Source organism: Embleya sp. NBC_00888, assembly GCF_045207655.1.
GTDB lineage: Bacteria > Actinomycetota > Actinomycetes > Streptomycetales > Streptomycetaceae > Embleya.
On record NZ_CP108784.1, the window covers coordinates 5,032,622 to 5,058,462 of the forward strand.

Genomic DNA, 25,841 nt, shown 5'->3' on the forward strand with positions numbered 1-25,841 from the left:
CGCACTCCGACCGGTTGGCGGCATGTCGGGTCGTGTCGGGTCGGTGTCGGGCCCATGTCGCCTCGCGGCGCGCGGGGGTACGGTGCTGATCAGCCATCAGATTCCTGCCTGGTTTTGTTCGATCTGGTGGTCAGGCGTCCGGCCAGGGCTCGTATCCCTGGTCGGACGCTGTTGTGTGTCGGGTCGTCAGCCCCCGGACCGGTTGGCGGGGCTGAGCTCGGCCCGGATGCGGTCGCGGTCGGCGTTGGTGAGCCGCGGTGCCCGGCGGCCGAGTTCGGCAGCGTCGAGCAGCGGCGGCCGGTCCGCTTGGGTCGGGGCGTCGAGTGCGCGGCCGAGACGGGCAAGGTCGTCCCACCGCCACATCGGCCGGCCTCGAATCCACGTGGTGGACGGCGCCTCGCAGGGCTCGACGGTGCCGGTGCATTCGACGTGCGGACCGAGCGGGTGCACCGCGTGCACGACCAGGCCCGACCCGCACCACGGGCACTGCTGGAGCAGCCGCAGAGGGCGCCCGTCACCCACGCCGAGCACGGTGACGACCTGGCGTGCGATCGGCCGTAGCGTCTGGTCGATCCACCGGATCTGCGCGTGCCCGTACTCGGGGTCCTCGCCGAGCCAGACGCGGTACTTGGCCAGGTCTCGGCAGGCCGCCGGGACGGTCAGAGGGTTGCCGGTGGGCCGGCTGTACAGGGTGAGCCCGAGGGTGGCGCGGGCCTCGGCCTCGACGTAGAGGAGCGCCTGTTCGGCGACGCGCGCGACCTGGACGGCCGACAGGTCGGCGGCGGCTGGGGAGGCGCCGCGGCCGAGTGCGGAGCGTTCGGCGCGCTCGATCCGGTCGCGCTCGGCGATCGCCTCGGCCAGGTGCCGCCCGATGTGGCTCGCGCGCGGCCGACGGGTGCCGGGCATCGACGCCGCCCGCAGGTCTGCCCAGTGCTCGGCGATGGTCTCGGCTGGCGGGGTGTCGGTGCTCTTCACTCTCGCTCCTACGGGTCGTACGGTGGTGGGCCCTCCGCAGGGCCGGGTCAGGGCCCGCGCCGATCTCCACCGGCGCGGGCCCTGGTGCGTCAGGTGGAGGCGTCGAGCGCCTTGCTGGCGCGGGCCTTCTCCAGGGCGTGCATGAGGTCGCCGACGTCGCTGCCGTGGCCGTTGTTCGCGTTCGTGATCCAGGCGTTGACGGCGGTGCGTTCGTCGTGCAACTCGGCGGCGAGCCGGTCGCGTTCGGCGTCGGTCTCCAGATCGGCAATGCGCCGGTCCTGCCGCTCGACCTCGGCTAGCAGCGTGGGCACGTGCACCTCCGAGCACCGCTCGACCGCCCGGTTCCAGGCGTCGACTTCGACGCGGGTGATACTGGGGCGGACCGGCGAGGTGGTTGCGGTGACCTGGTCGGCGCGGATCGCGTCGAGGTCGAGGGGCGTGCTCGTCTCGGGTTCGTCGGCGAGTCCGGCGGCGCGGCGGATGGCGTCGGCGGCACGTGTCCGCTCGACCTCGACCACGAGGCGAGGTGCGTGCTCGGCGAGGAGGCGCCGCAACGCCGGGTCGACGTTGCCGAGTTCCTCGGTCGTTGCGGCGTCGTCCTCGATCCGCGCGATGGCTGCCAGGTCGGCACGGACTTGGTCGAGGTCGGGCGCGGTGTCGAGGCCGCAGCCGCGGCGGATGGCGGCGATGAGCTCCTCGGCACGGTCGGGGCGGACGAACACGCCGACGTCGGCGACCGTGACGGCGATGCCGCCGCCCGGGTCGTCAAGCGGCTCGATGGTGAGTTCGTCTCGGGCCTCGTCGAGGAAGTGGTATTTGGTGATGCGCTCGGTCACGTCGCGCTCCTGGTGGTGGGTGGTGCCGGGCGCCCGCGGATGGGGCGCCCGGCGGGTCGGTCTAGAACGGGGGTTCGGCGGAGGAGTAGCCGCCGGGCGGGGGTCCCCAGCCGCCGGCGGGCTGCTGGCCGCCGGCGGGGGTGGCCCACGGGTCGTCTTGCGGGGCGTTCTGCGGGCGCTGGGCCTGCTGCTGGCCGTAGCCGCCGCCCCGGGCCTGCTGGCCGCGCTGCTGGCCGCCCTGGTTGCTGCTGGTGGTCTTGGTGACCTGCGCGGTCGCCCACTTCAGGGACGGGCCGATCTCGTCGACCTCGAACTCGACGACAGTGCGCTTCTGTCCGTCCTTCTCGTAGGACCGCTGCCTGAGTCGCCCCTGGGCGACCACGCCCATGCCCTTGCTGAGGCTCTCGGCAACGTTCTCGGCGAGCTGCTTCCACGCCGAGGAGCGCAGGAACAGCGGATCGCCGTCCTTCCACTCGTTCGCCTGCCGGTCGAAGACCCTGGGCGTCGAGGCGATCGTGAAGTTCGCGACGGCTGCCCCGTTGGGCAGGAAGCGCAGTTCGGGGTCGCCGGTCAGGTTCCCGACGATCGTGATGGTGGTCTCTCCGGCCATGTGCTGTGTCCTGTCTGGTTGGTGACGGGTGGTCAGGTGAGCGGGCTGCCGAACGGCGGCAGGTCCTCGCCGGCTGCGAGCCGGGCCGCGTAGCGCAACTTGGGCACGCCGTGGCCGTAGAGCAGGACCGGGTAGCCGCGGTAGCTCCCCTTGGCGTAGGTGAAGCCGGCGGTCTTGGTGGTCTCGGTGTCGCGATCGACGGCGACCAGGTCGCACCAGGCGCGCCACTGGTCGAGGGTGGTCGGGTTGGTGTGGACGGACAGGTGGCCGTCGATGCAGTCGACGCGGCTCGGGAAGGGCAGGCCGGCGCGGGCAGCGGCACCGCAAAGGATGTTGGCGATGAGGTCGGTCATCCGGTTGCTCCGATGGTGGTGAGGGTGGCGGCGTATGCCTCCTGGCGGCTGCGGTGCGTGCCGTTGGCCAGGCGGGTACGGGAGACCGTGCTGCGGCATTGGTCGCCTGCGGCGGCACGGCATCCCTCGTAGGGGCAGGCGATCGAGAGTTCGGGGAAGCGCGAGCGGACCGGCGTCGGCGCGCCGGCCGCGGTGAGTTCGGCGCGGCATCCGTCGGCGGGCCGGGCCGCGGCGAGCTGCGCGAGGCTCGGCCATTGGCCGTCGATCTCGCGGTTCGGCGTCGGGTCGGCGTGGCCGGCGACCACGGCACCGCGCGACGCGGCCAGGTGCGCGCGGTATGCCGCTTCGTCGTCGGGGTCGACGGGCGGCAGCGGATCGGTGTGCCGCTCGAGCAGAGCCCTGCGCTTCGGCGCCCAGGCGGCGAGGATCGCGGCCGGGGTGATCGCCCAGAAACGCGCCTGGTCGTTGGCCTCGTAGTAGGCCCGGACGGCGAAACCCGCCATCCACCCGACCGCTTCGTGCGCGGCCGGGACGTCGTGCAGGGCGCGGCTCCAGGACTGGATGGTCTCGACGGCGGTGGTCTCGTCAGCCATGAGGCGGGCGACGCGCGGGTCGAGTTCGGCGGCGAAATCGAGCAGGGCGAGGATTCCTTCACGGTGCATAGGGAGCCTCCTGTTGTGCGGCGGCGCGTTCGTTGGCTTCGATGCGGGCCACGGCGGCGGCCATCACCTCGGCGCGGGTGCGCGGCTTTGGTTTCGTCGCGGTGGGCGCGGGGCCGGCGCCGCGGTTCATGACCTCGTTGACGACCGAGGGCAGCGCCGCGGGGTGCAGGCCCTTGCGGGTCCACGCGACCAGGCCGAGCCGGACGTGTGCCGGGTCGATGCCCTCGTCGAGCAGTTGCCTCAGCAGTCGGGACGTCTGGCCGATGACCGAGGCGGGCGGTCGGTGGGGGACGTGGTCCAGCCATTCGGCCACGAGGGACTGCGCGGTGATCGGCGGCGGCGGGTCCTCCTCGCCGACGATCTCGGCGTCGAAGACCTCGGGCTCTTCGTCGGGCGGCTCGGCCGCCCCGCCGGAGGCGTCATCCAACCCACCGGCGGCCCACGGTTCTACGGGCTCTTCTTCTTTCTGGTTGTTCCTTACTGTTCGGGGGGCGTTGAGTGCGTTACATACGAACGCAGAGTCCGTTACATCGGCGTCGTAACGCTGTTCACGTCCGTTACGTACGGACACAGAGTCCGTTACATCGGTCGCCGTAACGGACTCTGTGTTCGTTACGGAAACGGCGTCTGAGTCCGTTACGCGCGCTCGGTGCTTGCGCACCCGTGCGGCGGTCGCAGCCCGGTCTCGCTCTTCCGCCTCTTCCAGATCGGTCCAGTCCGATGCCGGGCGGATGTGTGTCATCACCAGGCGATAGCGGATGCAGCCGGACACCGTGCCGTCGGGGATAATCAGGCCGCCGTCCTCCAGGCGGCGCAATGCCCTTCGCACGGTGGCCTTGTCGTAGCCGGTGAGGTGCTGGATTCGCAGGCGTGAGGGACGCGCATTGGTGCCGTCCGCGTGTGCGTGATGCGCGAGCACCGCGAGGACCGACCGGGCCGACGCGTCCGGCTTGCCCTTCGGGGTGAGCAGCATGGGCGCGTGGATCATGGCCCAATCGACTGCCTGGTGACTCACTCCATCTCGCTTTCGTGCGGGGTTGATGCGCCGGCCAGCGGGGGACCACCGGCCGGCGCCGATCAGTCGGAGACGGCCGTGACGGTGTCGCGCCAGGCGAGCGCGGTGCAGTCGAGGCGGCGGCGTGCCCGGGTCACCGCGACGTAGGCCAGGCGGGCCTCCTCGCGCCGAAGGACGACCATTCCGGTTGCCACGTCGGGCTTGGGCGGGCGGAAATCCGCGTGGATGCGCACCGCGTCCCACTCCCTGCCCTTGGACTTGTGTGCGGTGCTCACGACGAGCTCGGCCCGGTCCTCCTCGACGAGTTGGTCGACGGCGGCGAGGATGCGGTCGGGTCCGTGCGCGGCGACCAGGTCGACGAGCACGCGCAGCGAACCGCCGTCTTCCTCGGCGTACTCGCGCAGCTCGGCCCAGCTCCCGAACCCGCACAGCTCGGGATGGTCCGTCGGCCGGCCGGCCTGGAGATCGCGCGCCGCCCAGGCGAGGCGCTGAAGGTCCCCACCGCCGCCGACCAGCGCGGTACGTCGGCCCGATCCCACCGCGTCCAGCACCACGCCCATCGCGCCCGCGTTGCTGCGGCACAGGATCGCGTCCGGGTCTAGCACCTCGCCGACGGTGGATTCGGTGGCGTCGTGCCCGCGCAGCCGCAGCGGACCGCCGACCAGGTACAGCCAGCGGTTCGCCTCCTCGGCGACGGCCTCGCCGAACCTGAACGACTGGGACAACGTCAGCTCGACCGCGCCCGCCCGGGCGAACTGCCCGAGGGCGTCACGCGCGCCGCGCCATTCGTAGATCTGCTGCGCGGAGTCGCCGACCATGATCCGCTGGGCGTGGTCCTGGCGCCGGATCACGTCGTACAGAACGCTGTTCGTATCCTGCGCCTCGTCGAGCATGACGACGTCGGCTTGGATCCTCGGGCCGCCGAGTGCCCACATCTTCAGGTAGTGGTCGTGGTCCAGGCGGACGGCACCGGTTTCCCGGCCCAGGTCGTCCCAGATAACGGCGGCGACCGGCAAGACCAGTGCGGCCAACTGCTCGCGTGCGTCCGGCTTGGTCAGGTTGACCACGGTGGGTACGTGCGCGGCGGTGATCTCCGGGTCGGCCGAGTGGCACCAGGCGGTGACGGTGTCGAGCGCGAGCCGCGTGATCCGCTTCGCCGTGAACGGCAACTTCGTACCCATGTCGCCGTCGACCTCGGGCGGCGCGGACCGCTCGAACCCCAGGACCTGCTCGACCCGCAGGTCCCGCGCCGTCTGGTGGGCGCTCTGTCGCGGCGCCTTCAATCGCGGCATGTACTTGGGGTCGAACGCCAGGCTGTGCGCGGTCTTGCAGACTGCGTTGGGCGGGAACGCGCGAGCCATGTCCGCCGCCGCCGACTTGTTGTAGGCGATGGCCTGGAATCGGGTGCGCGTGTCGGAGCGCGCGACCGCTTTCAGCGTGCTGGTCTTGCCGCAGCCGGCGCCTGCCTGCGCGACCAGGTCGACGCCGTCGCCGAATGTCTCGACGATCTCGGCCTGCTCGGCGGTGAGTTGCATCGGGGTCGTCTCCAGGTTGTAGGCGGGCGCGTGCTCGGCGCACAGCACGCCGTGCTGGTAGCGGCGGACGCCGACGTCGGATCCGCACGGTCCGCCGGGCAGGCCGCGGGTGCAGGTGCGGGCGGCGGTCGCGGTGCTCACGCCGCCGCCCTGTGGGCGTGCCAGCGGCAGGCCGGGCCGAGACAGCCCGTGCAGGTGCTGGGGACGGCGCCGGTTGCGGCGCGGGCGCGTTGCACGGTGCGCGCGACGATGTGCAGCATCTCGGCGATCCGGTCGGCGGACAGTCCGCGGGCGGTCAACCGGCGCACGGCCTCGTACCGTTCGGCCGGCGTCATCGTCGCCGGCGGGTCTCCGGCGACGGCGCGGTCTACGGCGATCTGGTCGACGTCGGCAACGGGTCGCCGTACCCGCTGCGTGCGGTCGGCGCGGACCCTGGCGCGGTACTCGCGCATCCGCTTGTTGTGGCAGTCCTGGCAGTGGTAGCCGTATCCGCCGGGCCGGCCGCGGTCGCGGTGGAACGCGGTGGCCGGCAGGTACCGCCGGCATCGGGTGCAGGTCCTCACTGGGCTGCCCCGGTGAGTTTGGCGTACAGGGCACGGCAGGCGTCGCACGAGCACGTGGTCTGCCCGTCGACCCGCTCGCCGGGCGGGGTGATCTCGGGGATCGGGCGGCCGGTCGGCGTCCAGGTCGGCAGCACCTCGGGCGTCGCGACGGGCCGGTACGCCTTGCACCGGCACGGGCGGGCACTGTTGCGGCACGCCTCGCGAGTGTCGGACGCCGTCCGGTGATGCCGGCCGGGCACGTGCCCGCACTCGCAGCGGTGAATGATCAGGCTCATCGGTCGCCTCCTTCGGCGGGCGGGATCGAGCGGTCGGGGAACACGGCGATCAGCAGCCGGCAGACCGGGCAGAGCTCGGCGGGGGCGGCCTGGTCGGGGGCGCACATCTGGCACTTCGCCTCGACCGCGAGCAGCTCGTCGACGTACCGGCGGGTGGCTTCGGCCTCGGCTGCCCGGGCCCGGGCGGTGCCGTGCGTGCGGCGGGCGGAGTGCACGACCAGGGCGACGACGCCGGCCCAGCCGGCGATCAGCAGCAGGGTCAGGCCCATGGGGTCACCTCGCGGCACACCCAGCACCACCAGCCGGTTCGGGTGTGCAGACCGACGCGGGGCGTGCCGACGCATGTGGGACAGGTCCGGGTCGATTCGATGGTGGGGGCGGCGACCAGGACGGCGCCGCCGTCGGGGGTGGTGGTGGCCGGGCGGGCCGGGGCGAGGATGCCCCGGTCCGCCACCACCACGGTCGTGGTCACGCCGCCTGCGACGTCGCCGCCGCAGTGTTCGCGTACCGGTCGAGGGTCGGTTCCCACTCGGGCTCGGGTCGCCGCTGGAGGGCGGACAGGGCCTCGATCACCGAGCCGGCCTCGGGCATCGTCAGGTCCTTCATGGTCGGCACCGGGGTGGCCGCGCGGCCGAGGATGCCGGTCACGATCGCGAGCCGCCGCGGGCGGTCGCCCGCGACGCCGAGCGCGCCGAGGATCGTGGCGATCGCCGTGCACTGCGCGGGAGATGCGCGCCGCTCGTCCTGCGGCGTGCCCCACTCGCCGGGCGGCGGCACCTGGTCGCCGCCGTCGGCCGCGGTCTCCTGCACCGGCTGAGGTCGCGCACCCGCGAGGTCACCGAGCCGGCCGTCGATCATTCGGTGCAGTGGGATCGACGTGCCGTCGCGCGTCTCCACCGCGCGTTCGAGCAGGCCCTGATCAGTGGCCGTCTGCCGGCACGCGGCCAACGACACGCGGTCGTTCCACCCGGAGCGGATCGCTTCGAGCAGGATCGGCAGGTAGTCGCGGGCCTGCACGTCGCCCGGCGGCGGCTCCTCCTCGGCGGCCTCGGCGGTCGCGTTCGCCTGGTCGAGCTGGGCGGCGGCGACGTCGAGGGTGCGCACTCGGGCGGCGAGCATCGCGCCGAACGACTGCGGGCCATCCTTGGTGTCGACCTTCGCGCCGGCCAGGCCCGCGCGCCCGGCCGCCCCGAGCAGGGCATTGAGCGCGTCGCGAGTGGTCCACGCGAGCTGTGCCTCGACGACCATCTCGGCGAGCTGCTCGGCGGACGACGCCGACAAGGCCGCCGCAGGCTGCGGACTCGGCGTACCCCACTGGCCGGGCTCGGCGTGCTGCGTCCGTTCCGGCTGCCGCACCGCGTCCTCGACCGGCGCCGGTGCGACATCGGGGTCGGTGTCGTCGGCGACCTGCGGGTCGTCCGGCTGCGCGGCCGGCTCTGCCTCGGCCAGGTACGCCAGAGAGAGGCCGACCACCGGGGCCATCGACCCCTTGTTGTAGAGGGACAGGCCGAACTGGTCGCCCAGATTGGCCGCGCACCTCTTCAGCGCGACGGAGATTGCGCTCTTGTACGCCAGGTCGTGCGCGGCGGCGGCACTGTTCTGGTTCGGGCCCTCGCCGGTCGCGCCGTCCTCCCACCAACCGACGACCTCGCCGTGCGGGTCACGGATCGTGAGCCGCCCGACCGCGCGGTACACCACGGTCCAGCGGGTGCCGTTCTGGATCTCCGTGACCAGGTCGGCGGAGACGACGTCGTACGACCAGCCGGTGAACCCGAACACCCTGGTCAGGGTGCGGCGCACGTCCCACGCGGCGAGGTGAGCCTGGTTCTGCTTGAACAGGACACGGGTCTTCGGCAACGGCTGAAAGAGCTGGGCAATCTGCGCATCGGTCAGCATGGATCCTCCGTGGCGGTAGGGATGTTGGTGGTGGCGTGCCAGCGGTCGCCGTCGTGCCACGCGAGGAGCCATCCGTCCGGGTCGAGGCCGCAGACCGGGCCTTCGCGACGCAGGGTGTGGATGTCGTGGATCGAGTGCCAGCGCTCCAGGCGGGCCGGGCAGCCGATGCGCACGGGACGGGCGATCGACCCGGTGATCCGGCCGTCGGGTGCCACGTCGGTGCGGTAGACGACGCCCCACGCGAGGGCGGTCGGCGGGGCCGCCGCCCCCGAGGTGGGGGCGGCGGCGGTGATGGCGGTCACCGGCGGGCCGGTCGCAGGTCGGCGAGCGCGCGGCCGACGGCGGCACACCAGGCCGAGCACCAGTCCCGCGCGGGCTCGGCCGACTCGGGCACGTCGGTGCGGTGCCAGCCGTCCGCGGGCGCGTCGCCCTCGGCGGGCCGGCCGCAGCCGTCGGTCGTGCACCGATCGACCACGGGCGATTGCGCGACCGGGCGCGAGGAACCCGTCTTGCCCTGGTTCCATTCCTTCGCGGTGGTCTTCTTGCGTGCGGCCATCAGTCCTTGCCGCCTTCCTCGGCGGCGGTCTCCGACGCCGTCCGCTGTTCGCCGATCGCCACGGCCTGCGCCACGGCCCACTCGGCGATCACGCGGTCGGCGGCGACGAGCCCGGCGGTCAGGTCGAGGCCGACCCGGCTCACGCGGTCGCCCGGCCACGACCGCGGCGCGTGCAGGTAGGCACCCGGCCCGGGGTCGGTGGGCGCGATCTCGGTGTCGTCGAGCATCTCGACCGCCCACAGCACACCGATCACGGCGCGCTCCCACCGGCCCGGGGCACCGGCCTGGTGCCAGGCGGGGTGCGGCTGCGGCTCGTCCTCGGACGGGTCGGTCGGGTCGGGCTGCTCGGCCTCGACCGGCGGGCACACCGGATCGCATGCGAGCAGCGGGCCGACGTCGCACAGCAGGGCAACCGTCGTCGACACCGGCGGATACATCACGCCGCAGCGGATGCACGCGGTGCCGTCGCACTGGGCCTGATTCAGGTGCGATGCCGACCCGTTCCGGGTGTAGATCGGCAGCCGGGCCGGTTCGATGGTGCCGACGCCGGACAGGAAAACGGCGACCGCGCCGTGCGCGATCTCGACGCCGTAGGTCGTGCGGTCGGCCCGGCAGGTCCCGAGCGTGCGCAGCGGCTCGCCGAACAGCGCGGCCCACGCGGTGAGGGCCGCTCGAACCTCGGCGTCGGGGGCCTTGGCGTGCGTGCCGCGCACGCTGCCGTCAGCGGCGATCGACCAGTCCAGGTCGGGCAGGCCGGGGTTCAACGCGATCGTGGCGGCGACGAGCGCGGCGGCGATGGCCTGGCTCGACATCGGGCGGCCGATCGGGATCTCGATACTGTGGGTCACGTTCGCCACTCCTGTGGTGTGGGGTTGGTGGCGGGCATCGAGGCCGGTCCGGGTGCAATCCGGGGCGGCCTCACCCGCGTGTGGGGTCAGGTCTGGGCTGCGCGGCGACTCCGACCGCGCGGCTTGAGCTCCGGGAACTGCTGGGCGGCGCGACTCGAACCGCGAGGCACGATGTCCAGCGCTGCCGCGGCCTTCAGCGGAATCGGCGAGACGTGCGGCAGCACCTCGTGCATCTGCAAGATCAGCGCCAGGTGTTCGGCGGTGAACGCGACCGATTGGCCCAACTTCGAGTGGGGCAGGTCGCGGATGTTGTCCCGCAGCCAGCTCTCGGAGCAGTTCAGTTCGACGGCGGCACCGGCGTAGTCGTAGGACAGCGGTGCGCTGCCGATCGGTCGTGAGCGCTCGGGTTCAGCGGCTTGAGCGCGCTTGGCCAGCGTCATGACGGACGCTCCTTTCCGAATGACTGTCCATGTCCAGGGACGTGGACAGGACGGGCAAAAAAAGAGCGGCCCGGTGCACGCCGAGGATGAGGCACGTCTGCTCTGCGGTTTCTGCGGTGACCACCGGCCGAGTGCCGGTGATCATTCCGCTGATCTTGCTTTTGGAGAGCCCCAGCAGGTCAGCCAGGTCTCTGACGGTGAGACGGGTGCCGCTCGGGGGGCGGCGCATGAGCCTGTGCAGCAGGTCGCCATCGACGATCCGATACTGCTCGGGGTGCACGATCGAACCTCCGGGTCGTTGTCCACGATTGTGGACAACGAGAGTTAAGCACACCCTTGGCGGGCTGTCCAGGATCGTGGACAGGACGTGGCGCGCCTAGTTTCGGTCAAATGGAGACGGGGGCGCTGTGTCCGCGTCCGGGGACGTGGACAATGACCCCCGATGACGCTGGCAGTACGCGCAACGGACGTGGACAAGGGGCATCACATGTCAGGGGAAGCACCCAAGCCGTTCAATGACCTGATCGCCGCTGTCGTTGGTCCCGGCAAGGCGATGACGGTCCGGGAATTCTCGGACCGCGCCGTGGACCCGGAGAGTGGATACAGGCCGAGTAAGAGCCTCATCGGGAACATCATCAAGGGGCAGTCGCCGCAGCCGAGCCCCGAGCTCATCTCGGCCGTAGCGGCTGGCCTCGGACGGGCGCGGGCGGTCGTGGAAGATGCGGCGATCCAACAGTGGATTCGCGTTGGTCGAGTGGCTGGTCATCCGGTGTATCACGACGCGGAGGTGTCAACCGATGACATGCCGTTGACAGAATCTGCAATCGAACGTGTGAAAGGAGGGACGCATGTGACTGATGAGTCGAACGGCCCGTAACTGATCAATTACGTAGATGATCTTTCTTTGTTTCGTCGGTGTGTCTTGAAGCAGTCCGGCGTATGGTGAGCCAACCTCACGGGCGTTCGCACGAGCGTTCGACCAGGGAGTTTGGTCGACCTCGACGGCAAGAGGAGGGGAGCGCTTGACCAGTCCGGTTCGACTACAGATAGAAGCCCTCGACCCGGGGGTCTACGTCGTCCCAGTTGCCCAACCGGCTGAAGACGTGTGGCTGGTGCCACATGGCCGAATGACCGCGGAGTTGGCTGCGGCGCTCAGCGCAGCCATCACCGATGCCATCCGAACAGCGGTCGACGAAGCGAAGAACAGCGCCAACTAGCTGATCATTAGTCGAAGTTGAGGGGTTCCGATCCCGCTCAGTGTCGCCTCGACGGCCGCGAGCATCGCGTCATCGATGTCGGGCAGCAGGTGCCCATAGGTGTCCACGGTGGTCTGGATGGACTCGTGGCCGAGGCGGCGCTGGATAGCAGGTAGGGGAGTGCCCGCGGCGATCAGCGCGGCGACCGCCGAGTGCCGCAGATCGTGCGGCGTCGGGCTCTTGTCCAAGCCGAGCCGGTTGGCCTTCGCCACCGCTCGCGCCCACCGATCGCCAAACGACGAGTAGTGAAGGCGATTCCCGCTGTCGTCGACCAGGAGCAGATCGCGCTTCCCTTTTCCTCTGCTCAGCTCGTCCAGTGCTCGCCCCACAGTAGGGGTGATGGTCAACGTCCGGCGAGACCTCTTGGATTTCGGTGCGCCCATGAAGTAGGTGCCGTCATCTCCTCGCCGCTTCCACGCGCGCTGCACTCGCACCGCCCTGCGCGCGCCGAGGCGCACCACGTCCTGTGGTTGCAGAGCCGTGAGCTCGCCGTACCGAACGGCCGTCCCGTAGGCAATCGTGGCCGCGAGCTGGTCGGTCCGCCGCTCGAAGCACGAGACCAGCAGGGACACTTCGTCCGGGGTGAGGAACGTTTGCTCATCTTCGATCTCGTCGTCGACCCGCGGCAGGGTCACGCCGACGCACGGGTTGCGCGTTCGGATCTGGGGGTCGTGATCGACGGCGGCCTGGAGGATCGACGACAGCAGTCCGTGAATGTTCCTGACTGTCTTCGGGCTGACGCGTCTGAACTTCGGGTCCCCCTTGGCGTCTTTGCCCTTGGCGTAGGTGGCGGACTCCATGCGAACGAGCCACAACCTGACCGCCTCGGTGCTGATGTCGTCGTTCTCCCGCACGTTGGCGTCACCGAACGTCGGGTAGAGCCACGCTTCGGCGTCGCGCAGGTAGTCCGCGCGAGTTCGGGACTCGACCCCGGTACGGGAGTTGATCACCCGCGCGGCCCAATCGCGGAAGAAGATCGGCGCGTCGGCGGCGACGGCGGCGGCCGAGGGGTCCACGAAGCCGTGCCCCTTGATCCAGCCTTCGGGTGCGCGTCCGCCGTTGGCTTGCACGAGCAGCTTGAATGCCTCGGCCTGTTGGGGGTCGTCGAAGGACTCGCTGGGCTGCCCACCGTTCTCGCGCCACAGCACTACGTGCGTGACACCGCCGTCCTTGCGGGGCCGCTTTCGGATGCTCGCCATGTGACGGAGCGTAGAACGCATCCAAGATCGTTTGTGTTGTTTCTGACAACAGGATCACCGGCCAGCTCCGATCGGTTGACCCCTAGTCCGGATCCGTTCGGGTCTATGACCTGCGGATTCGTCAAAACCGCAGGTCAAGATCATGCCCGGAACGGGTTCGAGTCCCGCTCCGGGGACAACTCGAAAACGCCGCTGACCTGCACGAACGCCGTACGGCCGCGGATCGGCGGCGGCGGGCCTCGGTGGTCTGGACCACCGACCGGGCAGTTTTCCGGGCCCGCGGGCCACCCTCACTCGCGAACAGCGGAGGGTGTTCCCGTGGTGACAGCGATCGGCTTCGCGATGGATTCCATCCGACTTTTTATGACCGGACAGTGACCACGGGCACAAATCGCGTGTCCGGGGACGTTGGAAGGGAAGGATGGAAGCCCCGAGCGCTTTACTCGGGGATTACTCTCTTAAGCCAGGACCCCCACCCCGGGGGCATGGAGGAGATGACATGAGGAGCAGCAACCCGGTGCTCACGCGGCGGGGGGCGTTCGAGACCGGCCGGCAGGATCAGGCCGGTTACGGAGCGCCGCAGCCCGGGCCGCAGGGTGCCCCGTACGGTGGGCCGCAGCAGCCGCCGGTACAGCCGATGACCCCCGAGCAGCTTCAGGAGATGTACCGGGCGCAGTCCGCCGGTCCGCTCCAGACCGGCCGGATGACCATCGACGACGTGGTCGCGCGTACCGCGATGACGTTGTTGACGGTCGTCGTCACCGGTGCGCTGTCGTGGGCCTTCCTGCCGTTCGAGAACTTCGGTTGGGCGGTCGGCGCCGCACTCGCGGCGTTCGTCGTCGCGATGGTCGTGACCTTCAAGCGCGAGATCAGCCCGGCCCTGGTGCTGGCCTACGCCGCGCTCGAGGGTGTGTTCCTGGGTGCGATCAGCCACGCGTTCGAGGAGCAGTACAGCGGCATCGTGATCCAGGCGGTGCTCGGCACGGCCTCGGTGTTCGTCGGTGTGCTGGTCGCGTACAAGTCCGGCTGGATCAAGGTGACGAGCCGCTACGCGCGGATCGGCATGGCGATCGCGATCGGCTTCGTGCTCCTCACCTTCGTCAACCTGTTCGCGATGTTGATCGCCGGCGGTGACGGCCTCGGCCTGCGCAGCGGTCCGCTCGGCATCGTGATGGGCATCCTCGGCATCCTCATCGGCGCCTTCTTCCTCTCGCTCGACTTCAACGAGATCGAGCAGTTGGCCGCTCAGGGCGTTCCGGAGAAGGAGGCCTGGCGGGCCGCGTTCGGCCTGACCGTGACCCTCGTGTGGATCTACCTGGAGGTTCTGCGCCTGTTGTCGATCCTGCGGGACTGACGTGGCGTCGCATGACGGTCCCGTGATGCCCTCATGACGGACCGAAGTGCGGAGTGATCCCGAAGTGCGCAGTGGCGGTGCCCCGAGAAGGGGCACCGCCACTTTCGCGTATGCGGATGTGTATGCGGGTGTGCGGAGGTGGAAGCGGTCAGCGTGGCAGGGGTCTTCGACGGTGGATCGGCGTTGGGGCGGCTTCGGGGCGGGGGATCAGCTGACCCCGCCCGGCGCGTGCCGGCGACGGTCGTGCTCGCGGACGATGGCGAGGGCGTGCCCGTGTCCGAGGTTGTGTTCGCCCTGGAGCCAGGAGACCCGGTCCTCGAACCGGGAAAAGGCCGGACCGGCCTCGATTTCCCGGAACCAGTCGGGGAGTTCGCGGCCGGTGCAGGCGGGCACCCGGGCCACGAGGTTCCGGTGGGTCTCTTCGGAGAAGTGCAAGGACATAAGCGCCTCCGGTGAGCGTTCCGTTACCCGAGCGTGCATGACGGGCGAACGGTTGGCAAGCGGTCGAAGCCGACCCGCACGCGGTGTGCGCACTGGGTACGCTCCGGTTATGTCGTCCCGCATCCCCATCCCGCCGGTCGGGAAACCGTCCGCTTCCCTCACGGTTGACGTGGCCCCGTTCGTGAAGGAGTCCGGTGCGGTCGCCGACCGGCTGCGGCACCTGTCCGAGGCCCGGTTGAAGGCGCCGCTGACCGCCCGTCAGGAGACCTCGCCGACCCGGGCCGGCGCGGCGCTCGCCCTGGCCCAGTGCCTGGCCGACCTGGCGGCCGCGGTCGAGGGCGAGCCGCTGCGCGAGGTTCCGGATCTGGGGGTGTTCACGGTCGGCGACCAGGTGGCGGTCACCTCCGGCGATCTGGCCTCGGCGCTGGGGCTGTTGGCCGAGGGGCACACGCTGATCCTGCAGGACGGCGAGGCCACGACGGCCGCGGACGTGGTGCGTCGCGCGCGGGAGATGGTCCGGGAGTTGTCGGCGGCGATCTGAGCGGGCGGGGCGGGCGCGGGTGCGGGTCGTGCGATGTGCGGGCCGTGCGCGGCGGGGGCGGTTCCGTTACGCCGGCGGCCGTACGTACAGGCGGTCGGCCAGCGCGTACGTGGTGTCCTCGTCCAGGCCGAAGGTCAGTGCCCAGCCGCCGCCGACCTCGCAGGTGCCGAGCAGGCGTACCGGTAGACCGAGCGACAGCGCGACGTCGATCAGTGAGGCCGCCTCCGGGTCGCCGGGCATCACCACCAGCGAACTGCCGTCGGCGAAGTCGAGTACGTCCAGGCCGCCGGCATCGCCGGGCGAGCCGGTGCGCACCCGGGTGATCGGGGTGGCGCCGGCGATCAGGCCGGTCAGGTAGCCGCCGGTGAGGTGGGTGGGCAACAGCGGGGTCAGGTTTTCCGACGGGTGCGGGCGCCGACCGCTCGAGTCGTCGGCGGGCGGGTCGCGGTACGCGCTCTCGTCCGCGAACTCGTCCCGCCCGGGCCCGGGGACGGTCAGCGGTGGTCGTTCGGCGTCCCGGCTGCGGAAGAGATGGTCGACGAACGCCTGGTCCCAGATCTCCGCGGCCGCGCGGGCGCGGTGTCGCCGGCACAGTCGGCGCACGAGGGTGGTCACCGCGACGGCGCACGCGGCGGTGATCAGGACGGGGACGATGTAGGCGTTCGACATGGCAAGATCCGCAACCCTTGGCCGGCCCGAGGAACAGCTTCCCTTCCAGGGTCGCGCTGCCGGCCGGTTGCCGCCAGAGCGTGACATCCCTGCCCGAGGAGACCTTGGGCTGCGCCGAGTGGTGACGGCACCGCACGGCCCGCCCGGGGTGTCCCGGACGGGCCGTGCGGCATGCGTCGGACGTGCCGGGCGCGACGGGCGCGACCGGTGTGCCGGGTCAGCTCAGGCGCTCGAGCACCATCGCCATGCCCATGCCGCCGCCGACGCACATGGTCTCCAGGCCCCACTGCTTGTCGTGCCACTGCAGCGAGTTGATCAGCGTGCTGGTGATCCGCGCGCCGGTCATCCCGAACGGGTGGCCGATCGCGATCGCGCCGCCGTTGACGTTGACCTTGTCCACGTCGAAGCCCAGGTCGCGGTAGGAGGGGATGACCTGTGCGGCGAACGCCTCGTTGATCTCCACCAGGTCGATGTCGGCCGAGGTCAGGCCGGCCCGGGCCATCGCGATCCGGGACGCCTCGACCGGGCCGTAGCCCATGATCTCGGGGGACAGGCCGGACACGGCGGTGGAGACGATCCGGGCGAGCGGGGTCAGGCCCAACTCGCGCGCCTTGGTGTCGGACATCACGATGACCGCGGCGGCGCCGTCGTTGAGCGGGCACGCGTTGCCCGCGGTGACGGTGCCGTCCGGGCGGAAGACCGGCTTGAGCCCGGAGATGCCCTCCAGCGTGGTGCCCGCGCGCGGGCCGTCGTCCTTGGCCACCACGGTGCCGTCGGCGAGCGTGACCGGGGTGATGTCCTTGGCCCAGAAGCCGTCGGCGATCGCCTGCTCGGTGCGGTTCTGCGAGCGCACCGCGAACTCGTCCTGCTCGGCCCGGGAGATGCCCTTGTGCTGGGCCAGGTTCTCGGCGGTGAAGCCCATCCCGATGTACACGTCCGGGAGCAGGCCCTGCTCGCGCGGGTCGGCCCAGGTCGAGCCCTTCTCCACGGCCTCGGTGGTGCGGGTCGCGGCCCCGGCGAAGAGCGGGTTCTTGGTGTCCGGGATCGAGTCGCTGCTGCCCTTGCCCCGGGTGCTGGTGACCATCTCGACGCCGGCCGATATGTACGCGTCGCCCTCGCCCGCGCGGATCGCGTGCATCGCCATCCGGGTGGTCTGCAGCGACGAGGAGCAGTAGCGGGTGATGGTGGTTCCGGGCAGGTGGTCGTAGCCGAGCATGACCGCGACGTTGCGACCCATGTTGAAGCCCTGCTCGCCACCGGGCAGGCCGCAGCCCAGCATCAGGTCGTCGATGTCCTTGGGGTCCAGCGCCGGGACCTTGTCCAGGGCGGCGCGGACCATGAGCGCGGTCAGGTCGTCCGACCGCAGGTCCTTCAGGGAACCCTTGAAGGCGCGACCGATGGGGGAGCGGGCGGTGGCGACGATGACTGCTTCGGGCATCGGGACTCCTTGGTGGTCTTCGCGGCCGTCGGTACGAGGACCCGGCAGGGACTCTCGTCGTCACGGAAGCGCAACTGACGCTTGAAGTTACTTCCTGGTAGTCAAAAGCGGGAGGGGTGGATCGTGCGACCTGCCCCACGCCATAACTGACGACCAGTCAGATTTCTTCGGTCAGATTACCCCGGGCATCCTCGAAGGGGGTCGGCGCAGTCGGTGCGATTTCGGAATCGCCCTCGGCGGCGGCCTCGGGCTCGGCCTCCGAGTCCACCGTCGCGGGGGTGGGGATCTGCCGGCGACGCCGATGCCGCAGCAGCGCCCACCGGCCGCGCGGGCCGCGTTCGCGACCGCCGACGTCGGTACCGGTCACCTCGGTACCGCCCTCGGCGGCGGCCTCGATCGCGGCCTGCGCGATCGGCAGCACACCCTCGCCGCGGAAGCTGTCCGGGCTCACCTCGTCCAGCGGCCACAGGTCCAACGCGGCGCACAGCGAGGGCAACGAGGCCATCGCGGCGGTCGCGTAACCCTCCACCGAGGGATGGAAGCGGTCCGGGCCGAACATCACCTTGGGTCGGGCCAGGAACTCGGGACCCAGCAGCGCGCCGAGCGAGACGGTACGCCCGCCCGCCTCGACCACGGCGATGGTCTGCGCGGCGGCCAGATTGCGGCTCCACTGCCGGGCCAGGTAGCGCAGCGGCTGCGCGATCGGCTCGATCGTGCCCAGGTCGGGACACGTGGCCACGACCACCTCGACGCCGGAGGCGATCAGCCGACGGGTGGCCTGTTCCAGGTGGCGCACCGACTCCGCCGGCCGCATCCGGTGGGTGACGTCGTTCGCGCCGATCATGATCATCGCGACGTCGAGCTCGTGCCGGAGCGCGAGGGTGACCTGACGCTCCAGATCCGAGGACTGGGCGCCGGACAGCGCGACGTTGACCAGCCGTACCGGTCCCTCGGCGACCGCCGCCAGGCCGGCGGCGAGCAGGGCGCCGGGGGTCTGCATCGGGTTCTCGACGCCGAGGCCGGCGGCGGTGGAGTCGCCGATCACCGCGAAGGTGATCGCTTCGCCCGGCAGATCGCCGTACATCCCGTCGGCGGTCGGCGGTTCGCCGTCGGGTTCGCCCACGGTGCGGCGGGCCATCTTCGCCTCGGTGTACAGCACCGCGAACATCGCCCCGGTCAGCACGCCCACACCGCCACCGCCGAAGGCCGCCGCGGCGGCCACCCGGCGGGCCATGCGCGTACGCATCATCGTCGGACCCCGTGACCGGCCGTCGTGTACAAGACCTCGGGCTCCTCCCCGTCGCGCACTCCAAGCCGACCCTAACCGACCGTCAGGTGTGTGGGCGGCCGGCAGGGGGCGCGGTGGGGCGTGCGGCGTGGGCGCGGGCCGTGTGCGCTGTGTCGTGTCCGGCGCGATGGCGGCGACTAGGCTGGGAGAAGTTAGCGCAATGTGAGGATTTTGGGCCATCCGGCCCCGGCTGATGCGCACTCATGGCGGAGGTTCCGTGCGGTACCACGAATCCATGCTCGACCTGATCGGGGACACCCCCCTCGTCAAGCTCAACTCCGTTACCTCGGGGCTGTCGGCGACGGTGCTGGCGAAGGTCGAGTACTTCAACCCCGGTGGTTCGGTCAAGGACCGGATCGCCGTGCGGATGATCGACGCGGCCGAACAGTCGGGCGCGTTGCGTCCCGGCGGCACGATCGTCGAACCCACCTCCGGCAACACCGGGGTCGGGCTGGCGATGGTCGCGCAGCGGCGCGGATACAAGTGCGTGTTCGTCTGCCCGGACAAGGTCAGCATGGACAAGATCAACGTCATGCGCGCCTACGGGGCCGAGGTGGTGGTCTGCCCGACGGCGGTCGACCCCGAGCACCCCGACTCCTACTACAACGTCTCGGACCGACTGGTGCGCGAGACGCCCGGCGCGTGGAAGCCCGACCAGTACTCCAACCCGCAGAACCCGGAGTCGCACTACCTCTCCACGGGTCCCGAACTGTGGGAGCAGACCGACGGTCGGATCACCTGCTTCGTGGCCGGCGTCGGCACCGGCGGCACCATCTCCGGGACCGGGCGCTTCCTCAAGGAGGTCTCGAACGGCGGCGTGCGGGTGGTGGGCGCCGACCCGGAGGGCTCGGTGTACTCGGGCGGCTCCGGCCGGCCGTACCTGGTCGAGGGCGTCGGTGAGGACTTCTGGCCGACCGCGTACGACAGCGCGGTGCCGGACGAGATCATCGCGGTGTCCGACCGGGACTCGTTCCTGATGACGCGTCGGCTCGCCCGCGAGGAGGGCCTGCTGGTCGGCGGCTCGTGCGGGATGGCGGTGGTCGCGGCGCTGCGCGCGGCCGAGCGGCTCGGGCCGGACGACGTGGTCGTGGTGCTGCTGCCCGACTCCGGGCGCGGCTACCTCAGCAAGATCTTCAACGACGAGTGGATGGCCGACTACGGCTTCCTGGACGCGGACCCGAACGAGGCCACCGTGGCCGACATCCTGGCCCGCAAGCAGGGCGACCTGCCCGCGTTGGTGCACGTGCATCCGGAGGAAAGCGTCGGCGACTCGATCGCGATCCTGCGCGAGTTCGGGGTCAGCCAGATGCCGGTGGTCAAGCCGGGCGCCGGTCACCCGGACGTGATGGCCGCCGAGGTGGTCGGCTCGATCGCCGAGCGCGACCTGCTGGACGCGCTGGTGTCCGGCCGGGCCGCCACCGGCGACCCGCTGGAGAAGTTCATGTCGGCGCCGCTGCCGGTGGTCGGCTCCGGCGAGCCGATCGCGCGGCTCGCACGGGTGCTGGAGCAGGCCGACGCGGCGCTGGTGCTGGTGCACGGCAAGCCGCAGGGTGTGGTCACCCGGCAGGACCTGCTCGGCCACCTGGCGGGCTAGTCCCGCGCACGGCGCGGGCCGCCGTGTTTCGCCACCGGGGCGGCGACGTCACCGGATCGGTTCGCTCCGGACACGCACACGTAGTCGATGCGTAACACCGCCTCGACACCGTGGGGTTCGACGGGGAACGGACCACGAGGGGACCGCTCCGGTGGCGAGAGGCGGTAGGGACATGACGGCGATTTCGGTGCGGGGTCGGGCCCGGCTCACCATGGTGAGCGAGGTCGGCGCGGGCGAGTGGCCGTCGCACGTACGGGTGCGAGTGGCCCGCGCGGAGGACGCCGCGCAGGTGCGCGCGATGCACGAGCGCTGCTCCCCGGAGACCCGTCGATTGCGCTACTTCACGTCGGCACCCCGGTTGCCGGAGAGCGCGCTGGGTCGGCTGCTGGTGCCGGAGCACGGGGTGAGTCTGGTGGCGGTCGCGCCCGACGGTGCGATCGGGGCGTTGGCCACCCTCTTCCACCCGGCGCACGAGCCGGTGGCCGAAGTGGCGTTGCTGGTCGAGGACGGGTGGCAGCGGCACGGGCTCGGTACCGCGCTGTTGTGCTCGCTGGTCGAGCACGCGGCCGTGCGCGGGGTGAGCGAGGTGCGCGCGCACGTGTTGCCGTGGAATCGGCGGATGCTCGCCCTGTTCGATCGGGCCGGGCTGGTCAGTCGGCGCGGCTACGAGGACGGCGTGGTGCTCGTGGAGGCCGACGTGCCGCCGGGGGTGCTCGCTTCGGACCGCTGCGCCTGACGCGATCGACGGGCGATGGGATTTCCGCTGGTTTGCCTGATTTGGGGCTTGGTGAGGCGAGAAAAAATTGCCTCTGAGGCAAGTTAATTGCCTCATTGGTCAGCGCCTGCCTAGCCTCGAAACATGGTCGCCACCCCAAGCTACGACATGGACGAGCCGGACCCGGCATCCGCCGAGGCGGTACCGACCGGGCTCGGTGAGCGGTTGCGCGCGGCCCGTCGGGCGAACGGCTTCAAGCTCGACGAGGCCGCGCGGCTGACCAGGCTCTCCGTCGCCTATCTCTCCCGGCTCGAACACGAGCGCCGACAGCCGTCGCTGCCCGCGCTGTTGACCCTGGCCCGGGCCTACAACACCACGGTCTCCGAACTGCTCGGCGAGGACAGCGCCTCGGCCGAGCCGGTGGTCCGGGCCCGCGCGGCCGAACCGGTCGAGGCGCACGGCTGGACCTATTGGCGCGTGGGCAGTCCGCGGCGCGGCATGCAGGCACTGCGGGTGCGGGTGCCGGCGGGGCGCGCGGACGGGCCGGCGCGGGTGCATCCGGGCGAGGAATGGCTGTACGTGCTCAGCGGCCAGCTCCGGTTGACCCTGGACGGGGCCACCCACCTGCTCGCGCCCGGCGACGTGGCGCACTTCGATTCGGGGCTCGCGCATCGGATGGAGTCGGCCGACGCGTATCTGTCGGTCGAGTTCCTGATGGTCCACGCGGCGCCCGCGTTGGTGGCGTTCTCGCCGTGTCTGCCGGCGCATGTGTGAGCGGCGCGCGGGTGAGCGTGGCGCGTGTGTCCGAGTACTTGTCGATGTGCGATCGGTGTCCGCGCTCGGTGTCCGAGCGCGCCCATGTCCGAGGAGTTCGTGATGGAGAGTGAGAAGAGCCGGGCGGCCGGGATGTGGATCCGGATCGCGATCTACATCCTGGGATTCTCCGTGGTGTTCGGGGCGCTGATGTTCACCGCGGTGACCTACGGCCACCGCTGAGCGTGCGGCGCGTCCTCGCGCCGACGGCCGGGCGTGGGCCCGTAGGCTCGCGCTCATGGACAACGCGACTTCCTCCGACTCCACGACCCGCTACATCCGGCTCAACCTCGAAATCGTGCTTGAGGTCACCGACGCCGACGCGCTGCGTGCCGCGGCGCTGGACAGCGTCAAGGCGGACGAGGAGCTGTCGCCCGGCGACCGGGCCGACGCGACCGCCGCGATCGAGAGCGACCTGGCCGAGTCCGTCTCGTACCTGATCGACCCGTTCAGCCTCGTCGAGGACATCGCCGGTACCGAACTGAGCGAGGCCGGCTGGCAGTCCGAGGGCGCCGAGTACCTGCCCGAGGACGACGACGAGGACGACGAGGACGCCTGACGCCCGTCGGCTCGTGGCCTCGCCGCCGCTCGGGCGCGGCCACGATTCCCGCAGACCGTACGCAGATCCGATCGTCCCCCCGCGCCCCGCGAAGCGTCCGCTCCGCGGGGCGCCGACCGTTGCGGTGGTGCGGTGGTGCGGTGGTGCGCCCGCGCCCGGCACCGGCGTACGGCGCAAGCATTCGTCCACGTAGGGGTGAATCGGCGGCCAACCGGACGGCGGGGCGTTGCCCATCGTCGCGGCCTTCGTTGTCCCACGTGCCGCATCCGTTCGTGCGGCACTGTGACATGGAGGAAGAATGAACACGGTCAAGAAGGCGGCCTTCATCACCGTCGCCGCCGGCGGCATCCTCGCCGCGGGTATGGGTGCGGCCAACGCCAGTTCCGAGGCGGATGGCGCTGCGGTCGGCTCGCCGGGTGTCGCCTCGGGCAACAACATCCAGGTGCCGGTGCACGTTCCGGTCAACCTGTGTGGCAACACTGTCGACGTGGTCGGCGTGCTGAACCCGGCGTTCGGGAACGTTTGCATCAACCACGGCTGAACATCTGTACCTTCGGTGGGCGCTGTACGGGGCAACCGGTCCCGGGACGGCGCCCTCTGGCTTTTGGGTTCGCCTCATGCGCGCGCCGGCGGGGCTGGGTTGGCCTCATGCGCCGGCCCGGCTATTTGGCCTCAAGCGCCGGCCGGGCTGAGTGGCCTCATGCGCCGGCCGGGCCGGTGTGGCCCGGCCGGTGTTGAGGGTGGGGTTGTGGTCAGGCGTGTGTGCCGCCGTCTATGCGGAGGGATGTGCCGGTGACGAATTTGCCGTCGTCGGAGGCCAGGGCGGCGATCATGCCGGCTATGACGTCGGGGGAGGCCATGCCTTCGCCGATGATGGGCATCAGTTTGGCGAAGAGTTCCCAGTCGGCGTCGTCGGGGACCTGGTTCGGGGTGTCGTCGACTATGCCGCTGGAGATGCTGCCGGGGGCGACGTTGACCGCGCGCAGGCCCTGACGGCTGTATTCGAGGGCGATCGCGTGGGTGAAGGCGTCGATCGCGCCCTTGCTGGCCGCGTAGGCCGCCATGTACGGGTGGGCGAAGCTCGCCGAGGTCGAGCTGAAGTTGATGATCACGCCGTTGCCGGTTTCCAGGAGCGGGGGCAGTGCGGCGCGGGTCATCAGGAAGGTGCCCGTCAGGTTGACGGTGATGATCTGGTTCCACTTTTCGAGCGGGAACGTGTGGGTGTGTCCCGCGCGCAGGATCCCCGCCGCGTTCACCAGCACGTCCAGGCCACCCAGACGCTCGACGATCTCGGCTACTCCGGCGCCGACCGCGTCCTCGTCCGACACGTCCAGCACGCTCGTGCTCAGCCGGGCCTCCAGGCCCTTCTCCGCCGCCATCGCACGGGTCTTCTCCAGCCCGTCGGCGTTGACGTCCGCCGCGTGTACCGTGCCCGCCTCGCTCAGCAGCCGCAGCACCGTGGCCTGGCCGATGCCCGAGCCGCCACCGGTGACGATGATGCGCCGATCCTGGAATCGCTCCACAGTGTTTCCTCCTTGGACGGGGTGTACGGGTCCCATCACAAGCTTTCGTACACGCGGGAGCAAGCCTCCTGAACGGTTGGCGGGACGTGAAATGAAACATGTTCCACGGCAGCCACGCGGCCGATCGGATTAATTCGCCCGGATTGCGTGACGAACCGATCGGGAAGGGGTCAGACCTCATGTGAAGGGGAGCCCCCACCCCTCACGAAGCGGCGAAAGACGAGGTTCCAGCCATGGCAGACTCACCCGCCCGCACACCGGAGAAGACCCAGGCCCGCCCGGAGCGGGCGGAGCGGCCACAGACCGGCTCCGGACACCTCACCGAGGTGACCGCGCTGGCCACGGATCGGGGGCGGACCTCGATCGCGGACGGGGTGGTGGCCAAGGTCGCCGGCTTGGCGGCGCGCGAGATCCCGGGGGTGTACGCGCTCGGCAGCGGCGTCTCGCGGGCGTTCGCGGCGATGCGCAAGGCGGTACCCGGCGGTCGTCCCGACGTCGCGCGCGGGGTCGGCGTCGAGGTCGGCGAGAAGCAGTGCGCGGTCGACCTGAGCCTGGTGGTCGAGTACGGCGCGCCGATCGCCGAGGTCGCGGCCGCGGTGCGCGAGCACGTGATCGAGTCGATCGAGCGGATGACCGGCCTCGAAGTGGTCGAGGTGGACATCTCCGTGGACGACATCCACATCGAGCAGGACGACGACGACACGTCCTCGCGCAACCTGGCCTGAGTCCCGGGCGCGCGGCCTCCGGGCCGCGTCGCCCCGGCGCACGGGGAAAGGGCGGGCCCGGATCGCACCGGGCCCGCCCTTTCCCCGTGTTCGCGTCGCGCGGTCAGCGCCGCCGGCCGCGCGTGCCCAACCCGACCGCGCCCACCACGATCGCCACGACCGAGGCCGCGAGCACCGACCACGCCATGGTGGTCAGCGAGTCGGTGAACACGTTGTAGATCGCCTCGATGCCGTCCCGGTTCAAGGTGTTCCGGGTGGCCAGCTCGTCCGCGACCGGACCGCGCGCGGCGGAGACCAGGATCAACAGCAGGCCGCTGGTGACCAACAGGCCGACGCCGGTCATCACCAGCGCGCGGAACCGGTTCACCGCGACCACCAGGCCGACCACCAGCAGCACCAGGGCCAGGATCGGCAACCACTTGCCCGCGTCGTCCACGGCCTGGAGCGCGTCCCGGCTCTGCTCGGCCTCGGACGCGTGCGGCAGTTCGGCCAGGTCGATCGGGATGGTGGTCGGCAGACCCGCCTTCGACACCGGGATCCCGGACTTGTTGAGCTGCGCGACGATCGCGTCGAGCGGGCTCTTGAGGTTGACCACGACCTTGTCGCCGTCGGAGGTGACGTTCTTGCTGTCCCGGCCCAGCAGGGAGGACATCACGACGTCGTGCGCGGTGGCGATGCCGTCCTTCCAGATCGCCTTGAACGCGGGCTTGCCGATCTCCTCGGTCACCGCGGTCCGCACCACATCGCGCGGGACCTGGCTGCGCACGTTCGACGGGAGCTGCTTCATCACCTCGTCGGTCATCAGCCGGGCGACCTCGGTGCGGATCGCCGACTCGTCGATCAGCGCCACCGCGTTGTCGGTGAAGCCCTGCTCGGAGACCACCTCCCAGCGCAGCCACAGCGCGGACAGCGCCGGGATCGTCAGCAGCACCGCCAGCACCAGACTGAGCCCGGCGACGGCGCCGCGCAGCGCGCCGTACGCGGGCCGCGACGGCTGCCGGGACGGCGGGCCGTGCGGGCCGCCACCGCCGCCGGGGCCACCGGGTTGGTACGGACCGCCCGGATCGTACGGCGGCGGTGGGGCGGGCGTGGCCGCGTAGGGCGGGGGCGGGGGCGGGTAGCCGCCACCCTGGCCCGGATACGAGCCCGGGGACGAGTGCAT

Annotated in this window: 34 protein-coding genes; 10 read left to right on the top strand and 24 right to left on the bottom strand. The window is 71.0% G+C overall.

From position 1 onward, the window contains the following. Positions 1-186: 186 nt before the first annotated feature. The 17 genes from OG948_RS21400 to OG948_RS21480 form a co-directional block, all read right to left on the bottom strand. Complete coding sequence (locus OG948_RS21400; protein WP_406298079.1) at positions 187-975, bottom strand: hypothetical protein; 789 nt, start codon at positions 973-975, stop codon at positions 187-189. Positions 976-1,064: 89 nt separating this feature from the next. Then, positions 1,065-1,811: a hypothetical protein gene (locus OG948_RS21405; RefSeq protein ID WP_406298080.1), complete on the bottom strand. Its 747-nt coding sequence runs from the start codon at positions 1,809-1,811 to the stop codon at positions 1,065-1,067. 61 nt (positions 1,812-1,872) lie between these two features. Then, entirely contained in the window at positions 1,873-2,421 is a 549-nt protein-coding gene (locus OG948_RS21410; RefSeq protein WP_406298081.1) for a single-stranded DNA-binding protein, read from the bottom strand. Between the two features lie 32 nt (positions 2,422-2,453). Further along, positions 2,454-2,774 (bottom strand): hypothetical protein, encoded by a 321-nt coding sequence (locus OG948_RS21415; protein WP_406298082.1) that lies wholly within the window; start codon positions 2,772-2,774, stop codon positions 2,454-2,456. Beyond that, positions 2,771-3,436, bottom strand: coding sequence for a hypothetical protein (locus OG948_RS21420; protein WP_406298083.1), 666 nt, complete (start codon positions 3,434-3,436; stop codon positions 2,771-2,773). Before OG948_RS21420 ends, OG948_RS21415 begins: the two co-directional genes overlap by 4 nt. Then, complete coding sequence (locus tag OG948_RS21425) at positions 3,426-4,409, bottom strand: hypothetical protein (protein WP_406298084.1); 984 nt, start codon at positions 4,407-4,409, stop codon at positions 3,426-3,428. The genes OG948_RS21420 and OG948_RS21425 overlap by 11 nt, the downstream gene beginning before the upstream one ends. A 104-nt stretch (positions 4,410-4,513) precedes the next feature. Next, on the bottom strand, positions 4,514-6,127 hold the full coding sequence (locus OG948_RS21430; RefSeq protein WP_406298085.1) for a UvrD-helicase domain-containing protein: 1,614 nt from the start codon (positions 6,125-6,127) through the stop codon (positions 4,514-4,516). Then, complete coding sequence (locus OG948_RS21435) at positions 6,124-6,549, bottom strand: helix-turn-helix domain-containing protein (RefSeq protein ID WP_406298086.1); 426 nt, start codon at positions 6,547-6,549, stop codon at positions 6,124-6,126. Before OG948_RS21435 ends, OG948_RS21430 begins: the two co-directional genes overlap by 4 nt. Further along, the gene (locus OG948_RS21440) at positions 6,546-6,824 is read right to left on the bottom strand and encodes a hypothetical protein (RefSeq protein WP_406298087.1); all 279 of its coding nucleotides are present in this window, start codon (positions 6,822-6,824) and stop codon (positions 6,546-6,548) included. The genes OG948_RS21435 and OG948_RS21440 overlap by 4 nt, the downstream gene beginning before the upstream one ends. Beyond that, complete coding sequence (locus OG948_RS21445) at positions 6,821-7,093, bottom strand: hypothetical protein (RefSeq protein WP_406298088.1); 273 nt, start codon at positions 7,091-7,093, stop codon at positions 6,821-6,823. The genes OG948_RS21440 and OG948_RS21445 overlap by 4 nt, the downstream gene beginning before the upstream one ends. Next, complete coding sequence (locus OG948_RS21450) at positions 7,084-7,296, bottom strand: hypothetical protein (protein ID WP_406298089.1); 213 nt, start codon at positions 7,294-7,296, stop codon at positions 7,084-7,086. The genes OG948_RS21445 and OG948_RS21450 overlap by 10 nt, the downstream gene beginning before the upstream one ends. Next, positions 7,293-8,720: a Rad52/Rad22 family DNA repair protein gene (locus tag OG948_RS21455; RefSeq protein ID WP_406298090.1), complete on the bottom strand. Its 1,428-nt coding sequence runs from the start codon at positions 8,718-8,720 to the stop codon at positions 7,293-7,295. The genes OG948_RS21450 and OG948_RS21455 overlap by 4 nt, the downstream gene beginning before the upstream one ends. After that, the gene (locus tag OG948_RS21460; protein ID WP_406298091.1) at positions 8,714-9,022 is read right to left on the bottom strand and encodes a hypothetical protein; all 309 of its coding nucleotides are present in this window, start codon (positions 9,020-9,022) and stop codon (positions 8,714-8,716) included. Before OG948_RS21460 ends, OG948_RS21455 begins: the two co-directional genes overlap by 7 nt. Beyond that, positions 9,019-9,276, bottom strand: coding sequence for a hypothetical protein (locus tag OG948_RS21465; RefSeq protein WP_406298092.1), 258 nt, complete (start codon positions 9,274-9,276; stop codon positions 9,019-9,021). Before OG948_RS21465 ends, OG948_RS21460 begins: the two co-directional genes overlap by 4 nt. Next, entirely contained in the window at positions 9,276-10,124 is an 849-nt protein-coding gene (locus OG948_RS21470) for a hypothetical protein (RefSeq protein WP_406298093.1), read from the bottom strand. Before OG948_RS21470 ends, OG948_RS21465 begins: the two co-directional genes overlap by 1 nt. Before the next feature lie 86 nt (positions 10,125-10,210). Then, the gene (locus OG948_RS21475; RefSeq protein ID WP_406298094.1) at positions 10,211-10,564 is read right to left on the bottom strand and encodes a hypothetical protein; all 354 of its coding nucleotides are present in this window, start codon (positions 10,562-10,564) and stop codon (positions 10,211-10,213) included. After that, on the bottom strand, positions 10,533-10,844 hold the full coding sequence (locus tag OG948_RS21480) for a helix-turn-helix domain-containing protein (RefSeq protein ID WP_406298095.1): 312 nt from the start codon (positions 10,842-10,844) through the stop codon (positions 10,533-10,535). The genes OG948_RS21475 and OG948_RS21480 overlap by 32 nt, the downstream gene beginning before the upstream one ends. A 162-nt stretch (positions 10,845-11,006) precedes the next feature. Here OG948_RS21480 and OG948_RS21485 point away from each other — a divergent pair, with 162 nt between their 5' ends. Next, positions 11,007-11,441 carry a hypothetical protein gene (locus OG948_RS21485; protein ID WP_406298096.1) on the top strand — a complete coding sequence of 145 codons (435 nt, stop codon included), beginning with the start codon at positions 11,007-11,009 and terminating at the stop codon, positions 11,439-11,441. A 145-nt stretch (positions 11,442-11,586) separates the two neighbouring features. Further along, positions 11,587-11,781 (top strand): hypothetical protein, encoded by a 195-nt coding sequence (locus OG948_RS21490; protein WP_406298097.1) that lies wholly within the window; start codon positions 11,587-11,589, stop codon positions 11,779-11,781. Here the strand turns inward: OG948_RS21490 and OG948_RS21495 are convergent. Further along, positions 11,778-13,019 (bottom strand): tyrosine-type recombinase/integrase, encoded by a 1,242-nt coding sequence (locus OG948_RS21495; protein WP_406298098.1) that lies wholly within the window; start codon positions 13,017-13,019, stop codon positions 11,778-11,780. The two genes, OG948_RS21490 and OG948_RS21495, sit on opposite strands and share 4 nt — an antisense overlap. 499 nt (positions 13,020-13,518) lie before the next feature. Between OG948_RS21495 and OG948_RS21500 the strand changes: the two genes are divergently transcribed. Then, the gene (locus OG948_RS21500; protein ID WP_406298099.1) at positions 13,519-14,373 is read left to right on the top strand and encodes a Bax inhibitor-1/YccA family protein; all 855 of its coding nucleotides are present in this window, start codon (positions 13,519-13,521) and stop codon (positions 14,371-14,373) included. A 207-nt stretch (positions 14,374-14,580) separates the two neighbouring features. Here the strand turns inward: OG948_RS21500 and OG948_RS21505 are convergent, their stop codons facing one another. Then, positions 14,581-14,814 carry a DUF4287 domain-containing protein gene (locus OG948_RS21505; RefSeq protein ID WP_395864142.1) on the bottom strand — a complete coding sequence of 78 codons (234 nt, stop codon included), beginning with the start codon at positions 14,812-14,814 and terminating at the stop codon, positions 14,581-14,583. Positions 14,815-14,983: 169 nt separating this feature from the next. Here OG948_RS21505 and OG948_RS21510 point away from each other — a divergent pair, with 169 nt between their 5' ends. Continuing rightward, a complete protein-coding gene (locus OG948_RS21510; protein ID WP_406298100.1) occupies positions 14,984-15,355 on the top strand; it encodes a hypothetical protein in 372 nt (123 codons plus the stop codon). A gap of 66 nt (positions 15,356-15,421) precedes the next feature. Here OG948_RS21510 and OG948_RS21515 read toward each other — a convergent pair whose 3' ends face one another. The 3 genes from OG948_RS21515 to OG948_RS21525 all read right to left on the bottom strand — a co-directional run bounded on the left by OG948_RS21515 (position 15,422) and on the right by OG948_RS21525 (position 18,711). Beyond that, positions 15,422-16,024 carry a hypothetical protein gene (locus OG948_RS21515; RefSeq protein ID WP_406298101.1) on the bottom strand — a complete coding sequence of 201 codons (603 nt, stop codon included), beginning with the start codon at positions 16,022-16,024 and terminating at the stop codon, positions 15,422-15,424. Positions 16,025-16,241: 217 nt separating this feature from the next. Next, entirely contained in the window at positions 16,242-17,462 is a 1,221-nt protein-coding gene (locus OG948_RS21520; protein WP_406298102.1) for an acetyl-CoA C-acetyltransferase, read from the bottom strand. Between the two features lie 157 nt (positions 17,463-17,619). After that, positions 17,620-18,711: an SGNH/GDSL hydrolase family protein gene (locus OG948_RS21525; protein WP_406298103.1), complete on the bottom strand. Its 1,092-nt coding sequence runs from the start codon at positions 18,709-18,711 to the stop codon at positions 17,620-17,622. Positions 18,712-18,967: 256 nt separating this feature from the next. Between OG948_RS21525 and OG948_RS21530 the strand changes: the two genes are divergently transcribed. The 5 genes from OG948_RS21530 to OG948_RS21550 all read left to right on the top strand — a co-directional run bounded on the left by OG948_RS21530 (position 18,968) and on the right by OG948_RS21550 (position 22,972). After that, the gene (locus tag OG948_RS21530) at positions 18,968-20,344 is read left to right on the top strand and encodes a cystathionine beta-synthase (RefSeq protein ID WP_395864132.1); all 1,377 of its coding nucleotides are present in this window, start codon (positions 18,968-18,970) and stop codon (positions 20,342-20,344) included. Between the two features lie 172 nt (positions 20,345-20,516). After that, positions 20,517-21,080, top strand: coding sequence for a GNAT family N-acetyltransferase (locus tag OG948_RS21535; RefSeq protein ID WP_406298104.1), 564 nt, complete (start codon positions 20,517-20,519; stop codon positions 21,078-21,080). Between the two features lie 123 nt (positions 21,081-21,203). Continuing rightward, positions 21,204-21,833 (top strand): helix-turn-helix domain-containing protein, encoded by a 630-nt coding sequence (locus tag OG948_RS21540; protein WP_395864128.1) that lies wholly within the window; start codon positions 21,204-21,206, stop codon positions 21,831-21,833. Between the two features lie 277 nt (positions 21,834-22,110). After that, complete coding sequence (locus OG948_RS21545; protein ID WP_395864124.1) at positions 22,111-22,431, top strand: hypothetical protein; 321 nt, start codon at positions 22,111-22,113, stop codon at positions 22,429-22,431. Positions 22,432-22,729: 298 nt separating this feature from the next. Further along, on the top strand, positions 22,730-22,972 hold the full coding sequence (locus OG948_RS21550; protein WP_406298105.1) for a chaplin: 243 nt from the start codon (positions 22,730-22,732) through the stop codon (positions 22,970-22,972). A 211-nt stretch (positions 22,973-23,183) separates the two neighbouring features. On the opposite strand, the gene OG948_RS21555 is transcribed toward OG948_RS21550, so the two are convergent. Then, positions 23,184-23,954, bottom strand: coding sequence for an SDR family NAD(P)-dependent oxidoreductase (locus OG948_RS21555; protein WP_395864120.1), 771 nt, complete (start codon positions 23,952-23,954; stop codon positions 23,184-23,186). Positions 23,955-24,187: 233 nt separating this feature from the next. Here OG948_RS21555 and OG948_RS21560 point away from each other — a divergent pair, with 233 nt between their 5' ends. After that, positions 24,188-24,679 carry an Asp23/Gls24 family envelope stress response protein gene (locus OG948_RS21560; RefSeq protein WP_406298106.1) on the top strand — a complete coding sequence of 164 codons (492 nt, stop codon included), beginning with the start codon at positions 24,188-24,190 and terminating at the stop codon, positions 24,677-24,679. A gap of 103 nt (positions 24,680-24,782) precedes the next feature. Here OG948_RS21560 and OG948_RS21565 read toward each other — a convergent pair whose 3' ends face one another. After that, complete coding sequence (locus OG948_RS21565; RefSeq protein WP_406298107.1) at positions 24,783-25,841, bottom strand: hypothetical protein; 1,059 nt, start codon at positions 25,839-25,841, stop codon at positions 24,783-24,785.